This is a genomic window from Cellulosimicrobium sp. MI9406, assembly GCF_040595865.1.
GTDB lineage: Bacteria > Actinomycetota > Actinomycetes > Actinomycetales > Cellulomonadaceae > Cellulosimicrobium > Cellulosimicrobium funkei.
In genome coordinates, this window is sequence record NZ_JALIZI010000001.1 from 292132 (window position 1) to 308523 (window position 16392).

Annotated in this window: 16 protein-coding genes; 5 read left to right on the top strand and 11 right to left on the bottom strand. The window is 75.2% G+C overall.

Annotated elements, in window-relative coordinates:
- The first annotated feature begins 72 nt into the window (after window positions 1-72).
- On the top strand, window positions 73-285 hold the full coding sequence (locus MT994_RS01240; RefSeq protein ID WP_128082896.1) for a hypothetical protein: 213 nt from the start codon (window positions 73-75) through the stop codon (window positions 283-285).
- Window positions 286-383: 98 nt separating this feature from the next.
- Here the strand turns inward: MT994_RS01240 and MT994_RS01245 are convergent, their stop codons facing one another.
- The 8 genes from MT994_RS01245 to MT994_RS01280 all read right to left on the bottom strand — a co-directional run bounded on the left by MT994_RS01245 (window position 384) and on the right by MT994_RS01280 (window position 8807).
- Window positions 384-1148 (bottom strand): amino acid ABC transporter ATP-binding protein, encoded by a 765-nt coding sequence (locus MT994_RS01245; RefSeq protein ID WP_043656078.1) that lies wholly within the window; start codon window positions 1146-1148, stop codon window positions 384-386.
- Between the two features lie 74 nt (window positions 1149-1222).
- Window positions 1223-2230, bottom strand: a complete 1008-nt coding sequence (locus MT994_RS01250; RefSeq protein ID WP_034655424.1) for an amino acid ABC transporter permease — start codon at window positions 2228-2230, stop codon at window positions 1223-1225.
- A gap of 144 nt (window positions 2231-2374) precedes the next feature.
- Entirely contained in the window at window positions 2375-3325 is a 951-nt protein-coding gene (locus tag MT994_RS01255; protein ID WP_021483556.1) for an ABC transporter substrate-binding protein, read from the bottom strand.
- Window positions 3326-3570: 245 nt separating this feature from the next.
- Complete coding sequence (locus tag MT994_RS01260) at window positions 3571-3738, bottom strand: methionine/alanine import family NSS transporter small subunit (RefSeq protein ID WP_081600093.1); 168 nt, start codon at window positions 3736-3738, stop codon at window positions 3571-3573.
- Window positions 3735-5381: a sodium-dependent transporter gene (locus tag MT994_RS01265; RefSeq protein ID WP_354804757.1), complete on the bottom strand. Its 1647-nt coding sequence runs from the start codon at window positions 5379-5381 to the stop codon at window positions 3735-3737. The genes MT994_RS01260 and MT994_RS01265 overlap by 4 nt, the downstream gene beginning before the upstream one ends.
- A gap of 128 nt (window positions 5382-5509) precedes the next feature.
- Window positions 5510-6802, bottom strand: a complete 1293-nt coding sequence (locus tag MT994_RS01270; protein WP_354804759.1) for an FAD-binding protein — start codon at window positions 6800-6802, stop codon at window positions 5510-5512.
- 127 nt (window positions 6803-6929) lie between these two features.
- Window positions 6930-8081, bottom strand: a complete 1152-nt coding sequence (locus MT994_RS01275; RefSeq protein WP_354804761.1) for a crosslink repair DNA glycosylase YcaQ family protein — start codon at window positions 8079-8081, stop codon at window positions 6930-6932.
- A gap of 36 nt (window positions 8082-8117) precedes the next feature.
- Complete coding sequence (locus MT994_RS01280) at window positions 8118-8807, bottom strand: DUF2993 domain-containing protein (protein ID WP_076404310.1); 690 nt, start codon at window positions 8805-8807, stop codon at window positions 8118-8120.
- Window positions 8808-8924: 117 nt separating this feature from the next.
- On the opposite strand from MT994_RS01280, the gene MT994_RS01285 reads away from it, so the two are divergent.
- Window positions 8925-9710, top strand: a complete 786-nt coding sequence (locus MT994_RS01285; RefSeq protein WP_061267908.1) for an LLM class F420-dependent oxidoreductase — start codon at window positions 8925-8927, stop codon at window positions 9708-9710.
- Between the two features lie 99 nt (window positions 9711-9809).
- Here the strand turns inward: MT994_RS01285 and MT994_RS01290 are convergent, their stop codons facing one another.
- The 3 genes from MT994_RS01290 to MT994_RS01300 all read right to left on the bottom strand — a co-directional run bounded on the left by MT994_RS01290 (window position 9810) and on the right by MT994_RS01300 (window position 11250).
- Window positions 9810-9950, bottom strand: coding sequence for a hypothetical protein (locus MT994_RS01290; protein WP_157446567.1), 141 nt, complete (start codon window positions 9948-9950; stop codon window positions 9810-9812).
- Between the two features lie 51 nt (window positions 9951-10001).
- Entirely contained in the window at window positions 10002-10775 is a 774-nt protein-coding gene (locus MT994_RS01295) for a DUF1266 domain-containing protein (protein WP_354804763.1), read from the bottom strand.
- Between the two features lie 190 nt (window positions 10776-10965).
- The gene (locus MT994_RS01300; protein WP_354804764.1) at window positions 10966-11250 is read right to left on the bottom strand and encodes a hypothetical protein; all 285 of its coding nucleotides are present in this window, start codon (window positions 11248-11250) and stop codon (window positions 10966-10968) included.
- Between the two features lie 98 nt (window positions 11251-11348).
- Between MT994_RS01300 and MT994_RS01305 the strand changes: the two genes are divergently transcribed.
- The 3 genes from MT994_RS01305 to MT994_RS01315 all read left to right on the top strand — a co-directional run bounded on the left by MT994_RS01305 (window position 11349) and on the right by MT994_RS01315 (window position 16353).
- Window positions 11349-13892, top strand: a complete 2544-nt coding sequence (locus MT994_RS01305; protein WP_354804766.1) for a tetratricopeptide repeat protein — start codon at window positions 11349-11351, stop codon at window positions 13890-13892.
- A gap of 76 nt (window positions 13893-13968) precedes the next feature.
- Window positions 13969-15414, top strand: coding sequence for a multidrug effflux MFS transporter (locus MT994_RS01310; protein ID WP_354804768.1), 1446 nt, complete (start codon window positions 13969-13971; stop codon window positions 15412-15414).
- A gap of 126 nt (window positions 15415-15540) precedes the next feature.
- The gene (locus MT994_RS01315) at window positions 15541-16353 is read left to right on the top strand and encodes a uracil-DNA glycosylase (RefSeq protein WP_354804770.1); all 813 of its coding nucleotides are present in this window, start codon (window positions 15541-15543) and stop codon (window positions 16351-16353) included.
- The last annotated feature ends 39 nt before the right edge of the window (window positions 16354-16392 follow it).

Consider the following 16392-nt stretch of genomic DNA (forward strand, 5'->3'; position numbering starts at 1 on the left):
TCCACGAACGCCTCACGGACACGTCACCGCTTCCGGTCGCGGAACACACGTCCCTCACCGACAGTGGGAGGCGTGCTGACGCGATCTTCCTCTCCCACCCCCGACAGCGAGACCCCGATCTACGACGCCCTCGTGGTCGAGCACGAGAACATGCTGCCGCTCGTGCACCTCGGCCGGGCGCTCAGCGGGGAGATGGTCACGGTCGCCCGCCCCACGGGGCTCTCGCCCCGCCTCGCGCCCGCGCACGGGGCGCCCGCGCTCCCGCGCCGCCGCCGCGCCGGCTGAGCGCGAGACCGACCCACCTGCCCGCGGTCGACCCGTCGAGGGTCGGCCCGGGCGCCGGGCCGGTCTCGCGAGGCTCGCTCGCCGGTGCCGAACGCCGTCTACAGCACGTGGGCGAGGAACGACCGCGTGCGCTCGTGCTGCGGGTCCCCGAGCACCTGCTCCGGGCTGCCCTGCTCGACGATGACACCCTCGTCCATGAAGACCACGGTGTCGGCGACCTCGCGCGCGAACCCGATCTCGTGCGTCACGACCATCATCGTCATGCCGGACCGCGCGAGGTCGCGCATGACGGCCAGCACCTCGCCGACGAGCTCGGGGTCGAGTGCCGACGTCGGCTCGTCGAACAGCATGAGCTCGGGATCCATGGCGAGGGCCCGCGCGATGGCCACGCGCTGCTGCTGACCGCCGGAGAGCTGCGCCGGGTAGTGGTCGGCGCGGTCGGCGAGGCCCACGCGGTCCAGGAGCTCGGACGCGCGCGCCCGCGCCTGCGCCTTGCTCAGCCCGCGCACCTGGACGGGCGCCTCCGCGACGTTCTCGAGCGCCGTCATGTGCGGGAACAGGTTGAAGCGCTGGAACACCATGCCGATGCGCGAGCGCTGCCGCGCCACGACCTTGGGGTGCAGGCGGTGCAGGCGCGTGCGGCCGTCCTTGGTGACCTCGCGGTAGCCCATGAGCTCGCCGTCGACCCGGACGCGGCCGCCCGTGATCTCCTCGAGCTCGTTGACGCAGCGCAGCAGCGTCGACTTGCCCGAGCCCGAGGGCCCGAGCACGACGCACACCGAGCCGCGCGCGACCTCGAGGTCCACGCCCTTGAGCACGTGCAGGTCGCCGAACATCTTGTGCAGGCCCTCGACCTGCACCATCGGGGTGGCGTCGGTGGAGCGGCCCGCCTCCGGGGAGGTCCGGGGCGCCGCGGATGCCGTGTCGTGCGTCCCGCTCACGGGGTCACCTCCAGGAAGGGGTCGTCCTTCGTCGTGCCGGACGCGGCGATGAGGTCCTGCCGGTTCGGCTTGCGCCCGCGCCCGCCCGGGCCGCGCCCGCGGCGCCGCGTCGGCGTCTGCGTGCCGAACCCGCGGCCGTAGTACCGCTCCACGTAGTGCTGGCCGACCATGAGGACGCTCGTGATGAGCAGGTACCAGATGGCGGCGACCATGAGCAGCGGGATCGGCAGGAAGAGGCGGTTGCCGATCGCGTTCGTCGAGTACTGCAGGTCGAGCGTGAACGGCACCGCGAGGACGAGCGACGTCGTCTTGAGCATGGAGATCGTCTCGTTGCCCGTGGGCGGCACGATCACGCGCATGGCCTGGGGCAGCACGATGCGCGTGAGGATCTTGCCGTCCTTCATGCCGAGCGCCTTCGCGGCCTCGGTCTGGCCCGGGTCGACCGACCCGAGGCCCGCGCGCACGATCTCCGCGAGGTATGCCGCCTCGTTGAGCGAGAGCCCGATGAGCGCGCACACGAACGCGGTGAACAGGTCCGCCGTGCGGAACTCGAAGAACTCCGGCCCGAACGGGATGCCGAGGCTCAGGCGCGGGTAGAGCACCGAGATGAGGCCCCAGAACACGAGCTGCGTGTAGATCGGCGTGCCGCGGAAGAACCAGATGTAGCCCCAGCTCACCGACCGCATGACGGGGTTGTCCGAGCGCCGCATGATCGCGAGGAGCACGGCGAGGACGATCGCGATGAGCATCGAGCCGAACGTCAGCACGAGCGTCCAGCCCACGCCGCGCACGACCGTCACGTCGCGGAAGTACAGCCAGACGACGTCCCACCGGAACTTCTCGTTCGTCAGCAGCGCGTTGGCCGCCATCGCGGCGAGCACGAGCAGCAGGGCGGCGGAGATCCACCGCCCGGGCCGGGGGACGGGGACGGCGTGGATGCGGTCGGGGACCGGGTCGTCGGCCGGTCCGGCGGCGGCGCCGCGGGGGGAGCTACCGGTCGTCATGGTGCACCTCGGGGGGTCGGGGCTCGGGGGACGAGCCGGGCCACGCGGTCGTCGTCGTCCGCGCGGTCGTCCCGGCCGCCGGCCGCGGGCGCCGGGTGGGCGCCCGCGGGACGGCGGGACGGACGGGAGCTGGCGAGGGGGTCGTCAGCCGACGGACGGGTTGAGCTCGGCCGTCTCCAGGGCCGCGTCGCCGCTGCCCCAGGCCCCGAGGATCTCCTCGAGCTGGCCGCTGTCCATGAGCGACTGCAGGGCTGCCTGGATCGCGGCGGCGAGCTCCGTGTCGTCCTTCGCGACGACGACGCCCTGCGGCGCGCTGTCGAACACGTCGCCGAGCTGCTCGAGCTGGCCGCCCGTCTGCTCGACGGCGTAGCCGATCACCGGCGAGTCGGCGTAGAGGACCTGCGCCTTGCCGCCCGCGACGTTCGTCGTGGCGTCGGACTGCGAGTCGTACTGGAGGATGTCGATCTTCTCCTCGCCGGCGTCGGTGCACGCCTGGCTCTGCACGGCGATGTCCTCGTCCTGGACCGTGCCCGTCTGCACGGCGACGGTCACGCCGCACAGGCTCTCGGGGTCGATGTCGTCCGGGTTGCCCGACGCGACCGCGTACGCGGAGCCCGCGTTGAGGAAGGCGATCATGTTCGCCTCCTGCATGCGCTCCTCCGTGATGGTGAACGAGGAGATCCCGGCGTCGTACTTGGTGCCGAGCGCGGGGATGATCGCCGGGAAGTCGGCCGACTGGACCTCGACGTCGAGCCCGAGCGTCGCGCCGACGGCCTTGATGACGTCGATGTCGAACCCGATGGGCGTCTTGCCGTCCGCGTCGATGAACTCGGCGGGCGCGTACTCGGTGTTCGAGCCGACGACGAGCGTCCCCGCGGAGGCGACGTCCTCGGGCAGGAGCGCGGCGGCCGCGTCGTCGACCTCGACGGTCGACGGGTCGAACGACGGCGCCGCCGACGTCTCGTCACCGGAGCCCGACGTGCTGCCGTCCGTCCCGGTCTGGGACGCGTCGGTGCACGCGGCGAGCAGGAGGGTGCTCGTCGCGGCGAGCGCGACGAGACCGGTGAGGGGGAGCTTGCGCGGGGTCGTACGCATGGTGTCTCCGATCGGTGGGGGCCGGGCAGGGGCAGCGTAGACACCGATCGTCTCCGTCGTGTTACGTCAGCACCCGGCCCGTGAGGGCAGAGGAACGTACGGGGAACAGAGGACCCGGCGGTGCGCGGCACCTGCGCACGAGTGTGGGGCCGTTCGGCCCCGCTCACCAAACCGGCGGGGACATCGACGCCGAACCGTGACGAACCGCACCCGCCTGTGGCGCGCTCGGCGCGGGCCCGCGCGGGCTACGTGTCGCGTTCGACCGGCGCCTCGTCCTCGCGGTGGTCGTCCTCGTCCCCGGGCGGGTAGTCCGCCCGCTCGGGCTGGGCGCGCAGCCGCAGGATCGCGACGAGCAGCCCGCCCCACACGACGACGATCGCGAGCACGAGCAGGATCACGGCCGAGGTGGTCATCGGGTCTCCTCCCCGTCGGCACCGGTCGAGGCCGTCGCGCGGCCCGTCGTCCCGCGGCCCGACGGCGCCCGGCCCGGCCCTGCAGAGGCGTCACCCGGCGGGTACGGCGGCCAGGGGACGAAGTCGTCGGGGCTGCGGCGCCAGCGCATCGCCGTGAGCACGAGCGCGGCGAGCACCATGAACGCGATCGCGCCCCACCCGACGAGCGCGAGGTACCAGGCGGGGTACCCCTCGTAGCCGTCGACGACGAGCGTGACGATCCTGGACACGAGCATGTAGCCGAGCACGAGCGGGGCCAGCACGGCGACGAGCACCTGCCACCAGGGGCCGAGGCGGAACGTCGAGACGGCGTTGAGGTGGTAGCGCAGCTCCGGTCCGCGCCGCAGCACCCACAGCACGAGGACGGACATGAGCACGGCGGACCCCACGATGCCGATGTTGTTGGCCCACTGGTCGGCGGTGTCGAGGGCGACGAGGCCGGTGGTGGTGGAGAAGAGCAGGACGGAGATGACCGCGCTCACCACGCCGAGGCGCACGGACGCCTGTCGCGGGGTCCAGCCGAACTTCTCCTGGAACCCCGCGGACACGACCTGGAGGATGGACAGCAGCGACGTGAACCCCGCCATGGCGAGGGACCCGAAGAACAGCGCACCGAAGATCGGGCCGCCCGGCATCTGCGACACGATCGCGGGGAACGTGACGAACGAGAGGATGGGCCCGCTGATGCCCTCGAGCTCCCCCACGCCGACCCCCTGCTCGTGCGCGAGGAAGCCGAGCGTCGCAAAGACGCCGATGCCGGCGAGGATCTCGAACGAGGAGTTGGAGAACGCGACGACGAGCCCCGGCGTCGTGAGGTTGGACCGGCGTCGGCGGTAGGACGCGTACGTGACCATGATCCCGAACGCGATCGACAGCGAGAAGAAGATCTGGCTGTAGGCGGCGATCCACACGTTGGCGTCGCCGAGCGCCGACCAGTCCGGGGTGAACAGCGCGTTCAGCCCGTCCGCCGCGCCCTCGAGGAACAGCGAGCGCACCACGAGCACCGCGAACGCCACGACGAGCAGCGGCAGGAAGACCGTGTTCGCGCGCTGCACGCCCTTCGCCACGCCGAGCGCGAGGACGACGATCGTCACGACCCAGACCGCGACCAGCGGCACGAGCACCGCCGGCACGAACTCGAGGCTGACGCCCGGGTCGGCGAGCCGGAGGTAGTCGCCCGTGAAGAACGCGGCCGGGTCGTCGCCCCAGCGCAGGTCGAACGAGAAGACGAAGAAGCTCACGGCCCACGCGATGACCGCGGTGTAGTAGAGCGCGATGACGAAGCAGATCATCACCTGGAACCAGCCCAGACCCTCGAGCCACCGCGCGATCCGCCGGAACGCCGTCGGGGCCGAGCCGCGGAAGCGGTGCCCGATCGCGTAGTCGAGGAACAGGATGGGGATGCCCGCGGTGAGCAGGGCGACGAGGTACGGCACGAGGAACGCCCCGCCCCCGTTCTCGTACGCCACGCCGGGGAACCGCCAGATGTTCCCCAGCCCGACCGCCGAGCCGATGGCCGCGATGATGAAGCCGACCTGCCCGGTCCACTCCTCGCGCGGCTGCTGGGTCGCGGGGTCGCCGCCGGCCGTGTCGGTCGCTGCCACAGTTCTCCTCGGTACCTCTGTCGTGCCGTGCCCGCGCGGGCGCCGCGCGGGTCGGCGCGGCGGCGAGCCTCTCGGTGCTCGGACGACCGTAACGACCAGTCGGGCACCGTGCGAGCCGACGGCGGTGCTCAGCCCGCGAGCAGACGCTCGACGTACCCGCCGAGGAAGCGGCTCTGCGGGTCGTAGCGCTGCGCGAGCGCGCCGAAGTCGTCGACGCGCGGGTAGAGCGCCGCGACGGTGCCCGGGTCGTGGACGAGCGCGTGCGAGAGCTTGCCCCAGTGCGGGCGCGCGCCCAGCGGGAGCAGCGCGGCCTCGACGTCGGGCAGGACGCGCGCGACGTCGTCGGGCAGGGGCTTCCACGTGAGGTGCACGCCGACGGTCGGGCCGTCGAACGGGCTGAGCCACAGCGGCTCGGGGTCGGGCGCGACGGTGCGGATCTCCCCCACCTGGAGCAGCGGGGTGACGCGCGGGCCGAGGTCGCGCATCGCGGCGAACGCCTCCTGGGCCCGGGCGCGCGGCACGAGGTACTCCGACTGCAGCTCGGCGCCGTTGCTCGGCGTGAAGTCGAGCCGGAAGTGCGGCAGCCGCTCGTTCCACGGGCCGGGCGCGCCGAGCTGGGGCGTGCAGTGCACGGGGTCGATGCCGGGCAGGGGGTGCAGCATCGTCGTGGCGGGCGCCGCACCGAAGAGGTCCGCCCGCGCCACGCCGGGCTCCCCCGGCGCGAGGCGGGACTTGCGCCAGACCTGCTGCACGCCGTCGGGCCCCCAGTCCGTGAAGAGGCTCACCGAGTACGCCGACGCGGTGATCTCGTCGTAGTGCGCCGTCACCGCGTCCCACGGCAGCCCGACGTGCACGTCCTGGCGCACGTCGAACGTCGGGACCGTCTCCAGCTCGACGCGCGTCACGACGCCCAGCGCCCCGAGCGCCACGACCGCGCCGGGGAGGTCCGCGTCGCCGCGCCGCAGCGTCCGGCGCTCGCCGTCGCCGGTGACGAGCTCCATCCCGACGACGGCGCTCGCCAGCGAGCCCACCACGTCGCCCGAGCCGTGGGTCGCCGTCGCGACCGACCCCGCGACCGAGATGTGCGGGAGCGACGCGAGGTTCGCGAGCGCCCGGCCCGCCGCCTGGACGTGCCGCGTCACGTCGCCGTACCGCAGGCCTGCCGCGACCGACACCACGCCCGAGGCCGGGTCGACCTCGACGGGGGCGCGGCCGTCGTCGTACCGGTCGAGGACGACGTGCGTGCCCGTCGTGTCCGCGACGTCCCCGAACGAGTGCCGCGACCCCAGGGCCTTGAGGCGCGCCGACCGCCGCACGACGTCGGCGAGCTCCTCCGGGTTCGCGGGGTGTGCGACCCCGGAGGACCCGTAGGTGAGGTTCCCGGCCCAGTTAGCGAGACGCGGAGCGTCGACGTTCGTCACGCCCTCCACCCTGCCACTCCCCCCTCCCAGACCACCCATCCCGCGCCCCCGGTCTCACCACCCCGAGCACGGGGTCGGCGACCGTCTCGGGGCCGATCCGGTCGCGGATCCCGTGCTCGGCGGCTCGTCACGCGAGGAGCGTGCCCCAGTGGGTGCGGACCGCGTCCACCTGGGCGGCGAACGCCTCCTCCTCCGCGAGCGACGGCGCGCGGCGCCACTGCGGCTCGACGACGACGTCGCGCGTCCCGACGACCCAGCGCCACCGCCCGACGACGACGCCGTCGACCGCGACGGCATGGATGAAGGACCCGAGCCGGTCGCCGAGGTCGACGCCGTCGGCCACGACGACCCTGCGCGACTCGCCGAAGGACTGGAAGAGCTCGTCGTAGCTCTGCAGCAGGTCGACGACCGGCCGGGCGGGGTCGCCGTCGGGCGCGAGCGCACCGACGAACGGAGCGGGGTCGAGTACCCGGTCGCCGGGGTCCGCGAGCCGCCAGAGCGTCAGCCCGTCGAGCGCACCCGCCCCGGGCACGGCCACGACCTCGTCGTCGAGCAGGTCGAGCGCGCGCCGCACGTCGGTGAGCGTGAAGCCCGACCACTGCGCGACGTCCTTGACCGTCGCGTACGCGCGGCTCGCGAGGTAGCGGCGCAGGAGCTCGACGAGAGCGGCGTCCCGGTCGAACCGCTCGCCGAGCGGCCCGTAGCCGGGCGGGACGCGGTCGTCGAACGCGGCGTACGTCTGCTGCTTGCCGTCGAGCGGCCCGCTGACCAGCAGCCGGTCGAGCTCGGCGCGCATGAGCACGTAGCCGAGCGCGATGCCCTCGAGCGGGCGGCCGTGCGCGGCGAGCAGCCCCGCGAGCTCGCGGCGCGTGCGGGGCCGCTCCTGCACGGCCGCGACGACGAGGTCGGTCTCCGGCCCGTGCCCGGCGGTCCCCACCTGCCGGTACAGCGTCCCGTTGGCCTGGTGGACGCGGGGCGCGCTGAGCTCGAGGAGCCAGCGCGCGTCGTCGGGCCGGACGAGGTGCCACGTGGGCCGCAGCACGTGCGTGCGCAGCACCTCGCCGCGGTCGCACGCGGCGACCGCGCCCGCCGCGCCCGGCCGCGCGTCGGGCCGCAGCCGCCGTGTGAGGCCCCACAGGGCGGGGTGGAACTCCTGCCCCTGCACCGCCACGAGGTGCCCGACGGCGGTCGGCACGTCAGACAGGTCGGGCGAGCGGAGCCGCTGCGCGGCGAGGCGCGCCGCGAGGACGCGGCGCCCGTCGACCGCCCCGGTGCTCACGACCCCGCCCCGGTCACGACGGCCACGCCGCCCGGGTCACGAGGCCACCAGGTCCGCGGCGACGACGTCGGTCCCCGTCACCGCGACGCGCACCCCGCCCTCGACGGCGGACACGGAGTCGAGCGCGACGCCGTCGGGCAGGTCGAGCGGGACGCGCAGGTCGGACAGCGCGCCCGAGAGCCCGGACGGCAGGTCGTCGACAGAGACCGTGCCGAGGCCGGTGCGGACGGCGACGACGTCGACGGCGAGCTCGGCCGGTCCGGACACGCGCGGCGTCACGTCGACGGTGATCGTGGTGCCCAGCAGCTCGAAGCCCAGGGACAGCACGCCGCCGGTCGCGGTGACGTCGACGTCGAGCCCGCTCTGCTCGGCGACGACCTGCTGCAGCGACTCCGCCGCGATGACGCCCGACGCCGTGCCGGACGCGATCCGGTACGGCTCCGACGTGCTCACGCCGTCGGCCTCGACCTGGAGGTCGGAGATCGCGTAGCCGCCGAACGACGCGGAGTCCGCGGAGCCCGTGACGTGCGTCAGCGAGCCGCGCACGAGCTGCGTGAGGAACGGGAAGCCGGTGATGTCGATCTGGGCGCCGGACACGTCGTCGGCCTGCTGCTCGAACGCCGTGACCGCGCCGCGCTCGGTGGCGCGCACCGCCACCCGGTCGGCCACGACGGCGACCGCCACGAGCACCACGAGCGTCACGAGCAGGCCCACCAGTCGCTTCATGCGCCCACCCTAGGTCCGCCGACCACGACCTTGCCGTCGTTCTGACGCTCGTGGCGCCGACGAGGTCGTGCTCGACGCGGGGTGTCGTCGTTCTCGGCCCGGACGTAGATTCCGAGCATGACCTCTCCTCGGCACCCCTTCCGCATCGGCGTCCAGCTCCAGCCGCAGCACGCCGACTACGCCCAGATCCGCGACGCCGTGCTGCGCGCGGAGGACCTGGGCGTCGACGTCATCTTCAACTGGGACCACTTCTTCCCGCTCACGGGCGACCCCGACGGCAAGCACTTCGAGTGCTGGACCATGCTCGGGGCGTGGGCCGAGCAGACCGAGCGCGTCCAGATCGGCGCACTCGTCACGTGCAACAGCTACCGCAACCCGGACCTCCTCGCCGACATGGCGCGGACGGTCGACCACATCAGCGGCGGTCGTCTGATCCTCGGGATCGGGGCGGGCTGGTTCGAGAAGGACTACGACCGGTTCGGGTACGAGTTCGGCACCGCGGGCGGCCGCATCGCCGACCTCGCCGCGGCGCTCCCGCGCATCAAGGCCCGCTGGGCGGCGTCGAACCCGACGCCGACGCGCGACATCCCGGTGCTCGTCGGCGGAGGTGGGGAGCGCAAGACGCTGCGCGTCGTCGCGGAGCACGCGGACGTCTGGCACTCGTTCGGCGACGCGGAGACGCTCGCGCGCAAGAGCGCGATCCTCGACGAGCACGGCGCGGCCGTGGGCCGCGACACCGCCGCGCTCGTCGAGCGCTCGGTCGCCGTGTCCCGGCCGCCGGCGGAGTCCGCGGACGCGCTCGTCGCCGCGGGCGCGACCCTGTTCACCGTCGGCACGAGCGGGCCCGACTACGACCTGTCCCTCGTGCGCGAGTGGGTCACCTGGCGCGACGCCCAGGGCTGACCGCGGCGCTGCCGGCGCCGCCCACGGTGCCGAGCACGAGGTTGCTGTCGCTCTGAGGCCCAGGACGACAGCAACCCCGTGCTCGGCGGGACGGTCTGGTCAGAACAGCGCCCGCGCCAGGTTCGACAGGGCCGCGTGGACCTCCGAGCGCAGGCCGTCGTCGGCCGCGACCACCGCCACGCCGACACCGACCACGACGAGCAGGAGCCCTGCGCGCCACCACCACGCCGATCGGTGCACCGTCCGCCCTCCCGTCCTGTCGCTCTCGTCCCGTCGCTCTCGTCCCCGCCGTCAGTACGACAGTGTGCGCCAGGGCGACGACTCGGTGTCGAGCAGCCGCCGGACCGCGCGCTTGAAGTCGGGCAGGTCCTGGTCGACCGGGGTGCGGTTGCCCGCGGACCAGAACGCCCGCCCCGCGAGGAACCCGTCGCCGAACTGCTCCCACGACGCGTAGGCGGGGCGCGACATCGCGACGGCCTCCTCGATCGCGGCCCACGCCCGCTCCGGGGTGACGAACCCGGCGTCGACCGCGAGCCGGCTCACGTGCACGACCCGCGCGGCGTCCCACGCCGCGATCGACGGCGGCAGCGGGTCGGCCAGCTCGCCGTGCCCGCCCATCTGGGCCGACGCGCTCCACCCCTGGTAGAACGCGACGGCGCGCTCGGGGTCGAGGCCCCGCGCCGTCGCCTCCTGCCTCGCCTGGGCGACGTGCTGGTCCGCCGCGCCCTTCGCGTCGCGACGGCTCAGGCGGCCCGAGTAGAGCTCCTCGACCTTCGGCATCGCGATCGCGTAGTAGCCCCGGTGACCCTGGGTGAGCAGGAACTCATAGGTGCGCTCGACGTCGTCGGCGCCCCGCACCTCCCAGCCCGCCGCGAGCGGCTTCGCGGCCGTGCGCGCGTCGGCCTCCACGGTGAGCGCATTGATCGGCAGCACGCCCTCGACGGCGTAGACCGCACCGAGCGCGAGCCCGCGCTGCTGCGCCGGCGTGAGCGCGGGGGCGTCCTCCTTCGCGTAGAGGTCCGCCGTCGTCGAGAACATCTCCTTGAGCTTGTCGAACAGCCCCACCGGTCGCTCCTTCGTCCCGCCGCGCCCCGCGCGGACCCTCGCGCCGCGGTCGTCGCGGCCTGCGGAGAGCCTGACGACGTCGCACGCCCGCGGCACGCATCCCGAACGATCCCGAACGACGGGACCCGGGCCGGCACCAGGGCGTCCGGCCGCACACCGGCCGGGAACGATCGCGCCCGTCCAGGACCGTTCACCCCGTCCGGCTCCGCGCGTACTCGACGACGGTCGTCCCGATGTTCCACTCGTCACCGTTCTCGGCCTGCTCGACGGTCCGCCAGACGACGACGTCGGGATGCGCGACCGCCAGGTCGAAGGGCGGCATGCGTTCGGGTCGGCCCCGCAGGCCGACGGCCAGGAGCAGGCGCCGGGCGTCGGCGGCCGAGGCCGTGAACACGACAGCGGCCAGGGGCGTGAGCTCGACCCGGTGCAGGGCGTCCCGGACGAGCGACGGGGTGCAGGCGTACGTGTGACGCATCTCGACCTCGCACGCTCCTCTCGACGGGGCGACGAGTATGGCACCCCGGGATCCGGGCACGCCGCGCAGCGGTGGACGGCCGTCGCTAGCCTGGCGCCGTGCCCCCCGACCCGCCGCCGTCCCCCGTGGGCGCAGGTTCGGTGGACGAGCTCGCCGCCCGGCTGCGCGCGCTGCGGGCGTGGGCAAGAGACCCCTCGTACACCGAGATCGCGCGGCGCGTCGGCGCGCTCCGCACGGCCCGGGGCGTCCCCACCGCGGAGGCGCGCCCCGGCCGCGTCACCGTCTACGACGTCTTCCGGGCGGGCCGCTCGCGGCTCGACGTCGACCTGCTCGCGGACGTCGCGCACGTCCTCGGCGACCGGCAGCCTGCGGCGTGGCGCGCCGCGTACCGGACGGCGACCGTCCCCGCGGCCGTTCCGGAGCTCGCTCTCCCGCCGACCGTCCGGCTCGGACCGTTCGCGCCCGACGGGCCGCTCGTCGGTCGGGCCGACGACGTCGCGCGGCTCGCGGCGGCGCTCACCGGCCCGCCTCCTGCACCCTCGCAGGAACAGCCGCGCGTCGTGACGGTCACGGGCCTCCCCGGGTCGGGAACGACGAGCGTCGCGCTCGCCGCGGCCCGCGAGGTCCCGGCGGACGTCGTCGCGCTCGTCGACCTGCACGGGGAGGCGGACGGCCCGCGCCCGGCCGCCGTCGTGCTCGACGCGCTGCTCCAGGCGCTCGGCGCACCCCCGCCCGACGCGCAGGCGCGCGACCTCCCCGCCCTCGCCGCCGCGCTCGCGACCGCGCTCGACGGGCTGCGCGCGACGATCGTCCTCGACGACGTGACCGACGGCGCCCAGGCCGCCGACGTCGTTGCGCACCTGCCCGGCACCGCGCGCGTGGTCGTCGCGGCGCACCAGGTCGTCGGGCTCCCCGGCGAGACCGCCACGACCCTCGCACCGCTCGGCGAGGACGACGCCCGTGCGCTGCTCGCGGCACGCGTCGGCCAGGACCGCACCGCCGCGGAGCCGGAGGCCGCCGCGCGGCTGGTGCGCGCGTCCGGAGGCCTCCCCGCGGCGCTGGCGCAGATCGCCGACGACGTCCGCGCGCGGCCCGGCTGGTCGCTCGCCGACCACGTCCGCCGGGTCGAGGACCTCCCCGGACCGGCCCTCCACCCCGCGCTCGCCGGCGTGCACCGCCGTCTGCCCGCCGACCACGCCCGCGCCCTGCGCCTGCTCGCCCTCGTCCCGGTGCCGCTCGACGCCACCGAGGTCCCCGTGCTCCTCGGCGTCTCGACGAGCGAGAGCCGCGACGCGCTCGCCGCCCTGAGCCGCGCGCACCTCGTCGCGGCCGGGCCGCGCGGGGAGGTCGTCGTGCCCGACGCCGTGCGCGCCCTCGCCGCCGACCTCGCCCGCACGGACGACCCGTTCTCGGCGCGGGCCGCCGCCGTCGGGCGGCTCGCCGCGCGCCTGCTCGACGACGCCCGGCCCGCCGTGCGCGCGACGTCGCCCCACCACGACGCGGCCGCGCCGGGCGTCGGAGCGCGTGGCGCAGCGGGCGAGGCGCCTCCCGGTCGTACGGCCGACGCCGCGGTCGCGTGGCTCGACGCGCACCGCGCCCTGCTCGTCGCGACGTCGGCGCTCGCCGCGGAGCACGAGCTGGCCGACGCCGTGACCGAGCTCTCCGCGCTCCTCGCCCCGTACCTGGACTCGGCGGGGCACGGGGACGACGCGGTCGCGGTGCACACGGCCGCCGTCGAGCACGGGCGGCCGTCGGGCCGGTCCCAGGCGGGGCGCGACCTCGGCCGGGCGCTCGAACGGCTCGGCCGGTACGACGAGGCGCTCGCGCAGCTCGTCCGCTCGCTCGAGCGCGGCGACGACCCCCGGCCCGGCCAGACGCTCAACCGCGTCGGCAACGTGTACAAGCGCCTCGGGCGGTTCGACGAGGCCGAGGCCGCGTACCGCGACGCCGCCGCCGGGGCGCGGACCGCGGGCGACCCGGTGAGCGAGGGCCGCGCCGTCGGGAACCTGGCGGACGTGCACCGCATCCTCGGCCGGCACGACGACGCGCGCGCCGGCTACGACCGCGCGCTGGCGCTGTCGCGGCGGGTCGGCGACGCCCTCAACGTCGCCATCGTGTCGAGCAACGCCGCGATCCTCTCGGAGGCGGAGGGCGGGCTCGATCGCGCGCTCGCGCTACACCGGGACGCGCTCGCGAGCGCGACCTCGCTCCGGGACGCCGGCCTCGCGACGCGCAGCCGGGTGCACGTGGGGCGGCTCCTCGCCCGCACGGGCGAGGCCGCCGCGGGCGTCGCGGGGCTGCGGGCCGCCGTCGCGGCGGCCGTCGACCTCGGCGACCCCGACGCCGAGGCCGAGGCCCGCAGCGCGCTCGGCACCGCGCTGCTCGCCGCGGGCGAGGTCACGGCCGCGGTCGCCGCGGGCGAGGAGGCGCTCGCGCTGGCCCGCCGGGTCCGGGCCCGGCTCGTCGAGGCCGAGGCGCTCAACGCGCTCGGGGAGGCGGTCCGCGCGGCCGGCGACGCCGAGCGCGCCGCACACCTGCACGACGCCGCGCTCACCCTCGCGGGCGACCTCGACGACCGGCTGGAGCACGCGCGGGCCCTGCGCGGGCTGGCCGCCGCCCGGGCCGACGTCGGCCGCGCCTGACCCGCCGCACGTCTCAGCATCCGATCACGTACGCCGTGCGGGAACACGCGGCGCACCACCGGTGGTTGCCGCTGTCATGGCCTCCACCCCACCCGCGACCCCGGCGCCGACCGCGCCCGTCGCCGCCCGCCCGGGCACCGCACCCTCCCCGAGCCCCGCGGCCCGCACCGGGCGCATCAGCGCCGGTCTCGTCCTGCTGCTCTCCGCGCTCACCGCCGTCGGACCGCTGACGATCGACCTCTACCTCTCCGCGTTCCCGCGCATCGTGGACGAGCTCGGTACGACCGAGTCCCGCGTCCAGCTCACCCTCACCGCGACCCTCGCGGGCCTCGCCCTCGGCCAGCTCCTCATCGGGTCGGTCTCGGACGCGGTCGGCCGCCGCGCTCCCCTGCTGGTGTCCCTCGCGGTGTACGTGGCGGCGTCCGTCGGGATCGTCTTCGCCGGCTCGGTCGCCGCGCTCACGGGCCTGCGGTTCGTCCAGGGCCTCTCCGCGGCCGCCGGGATGGTGCTGTCCATGGCGATCGTGCGCGACTCGTTCGAGGGCTACCAGATCGGCAAGGTCATCGCGCGGCTCATGCTCGTCGTGGGCGTCGCGCCCATCCTCGCGCCGACCATCGGCGCGCAGTTCCTGCGCCTCGGGTCGTGGCGCGGCATGTTCGTCGCGCTCGCCGTCGTGGGGGCCGTGCTCTTCGTGCTCGTGCTCCTGCGGCTGCGCGAGACGCTGCCCGTCGAACGCCGCCGCAGCGGCGGGACGGTCGCGGCCCTGCGCTCGTACGGCTCGCTCCTCGGGGACTGGTCGTTCATCGGCCTCGCGCTCATCGCCGGCTTCTACATGGCCGCGATGTTCACCTACATCTCCGCGTCGACGTTCGTGTTCCAGGACTTCTACGGGATGTCTGCCCAGCAGTACGCGATCGTCTTCGGCGTGGGCGCGGTATCCGTGACGGCGGGCAGCCAGATCAACGGCGCGCTCGTCGGGCGCGTCACGCCCGAGCGCATCCTCCAGGCCGCGGTCGCGGCCGGGTTCGTCCTCTCGGGCGGGCTCCTCGTCGCAGCGCTCGCCGGTGGCGGGCTCGCGTGGCTCGTCCCGCTCATCGTGCTCACGCTCGGCACCGCAGGCTTCGTCATGCCGTCCGTCCCGGCCATCGCGCTCGAGCGCAACGCGCACCGCGCCGGCAGCGCCGCGGCCCTCATCGGCGCGTTCCAGTTCGGCGTCGGGGCGGTCGTCGCGCCGGTGACCGGCCTGCTCGGCGGGTCACCGCCGGTGACCATGGCCGCGGTGATGTTCGGCGTCGTCGTGGTCGCGGGCGCCGTGCTGCTCGGCCTACGGCACACGTTCGGCGCACCGCTCCCGGCCGACGCCGCGGGCTCTCTCGGCGCTCCCGACCCCGCCGTCGGCGTCCCCGCCCCGGCCACGGACCTCCCGGACGCTCCCGTCGGAGCTACCCTCCCGTCCGCCGACGCTCCCCACGACACCGCGGCGCTCGCCGGCGCGACGGCGCCGACGAACCGGCAGGCCTGACGGCCGACCACGGCCCTGCCGCCCGCTGAACACGGGATCGGCGACCGGATCTCGCCGATTGTGGTCGCCGACCCCGTGCTCGGCGGACGGGGCGCGGGCGGGTGGGGGTCCGGGCAGGATGGGCGGGTGACGCCCGACGACCCCGACTACCCGCTCGCGGCCCGGACGGCGCCGACGCTCGCGGCGCTGGACGCCCACCTCGTCGAGTGCCGGGCGTGCCCGCGACTCGTGGCCTGGCGCGAGCACGTCGCCGACGTCAAGCGGGCGTCGTTCCGCGACGACGACTACTGGGCCCGCCCCGTCCCCGGGTTCGGTGACGAGCGGGCGGGGATCGTCGTCGTCGGGCTCGCGCCCGCCGCGCACGGGGCCAACCGCACGGGCCGCATGTTCACGGGCGACCGCAGCGGCGACTTCCTCTTCGCCGCCATGCACCGCACGGGCCTGGCCAACCAGGCGACGTCGGTCTCCGCCGACGACGGCCTCCGCCTCACCGGGATCCGCGTCACAGCACCGGTGCGGTGCGCACCCCCGGACAACAAGCCGACGCCGGAGGAACGACGCCGCTGCGGCCCGTACCTCGCGCGCGAGGTCGAGCTGCTGGGCGCGACGGTGCGCGTCGCCGTCGTCCTCGGCGGCTTCGGGTGGCAGGCGCTGCTCTCGACGCTCGCCGAGCAGGGCTGGGCCGTGCCGCGTCCGCGGCCCCGGTTCGCGCACGGTGCGGAGGTGACGCTGCGCCGGGCCACCCCTCGCCCCGGCCCGGGGTCGCCCCCCGGCGTCGTGCCCGACGGCGGCCCCCCGCCCCCTGAGCAGACCCTCACCCTGCTGGGGTGCTTCCACGTGAGCCAGCAGAACACGTTCACCGGCCGGCTCACCCCGCAGATGCTCGACGACGTGCTGCTGCGGGCCCGTGAGCTCGCGGGCCTCGGCGCACCGGCCTGACGTGCGCGCGCTCGCGACCGCGCACGGTGGCGCGCCGCC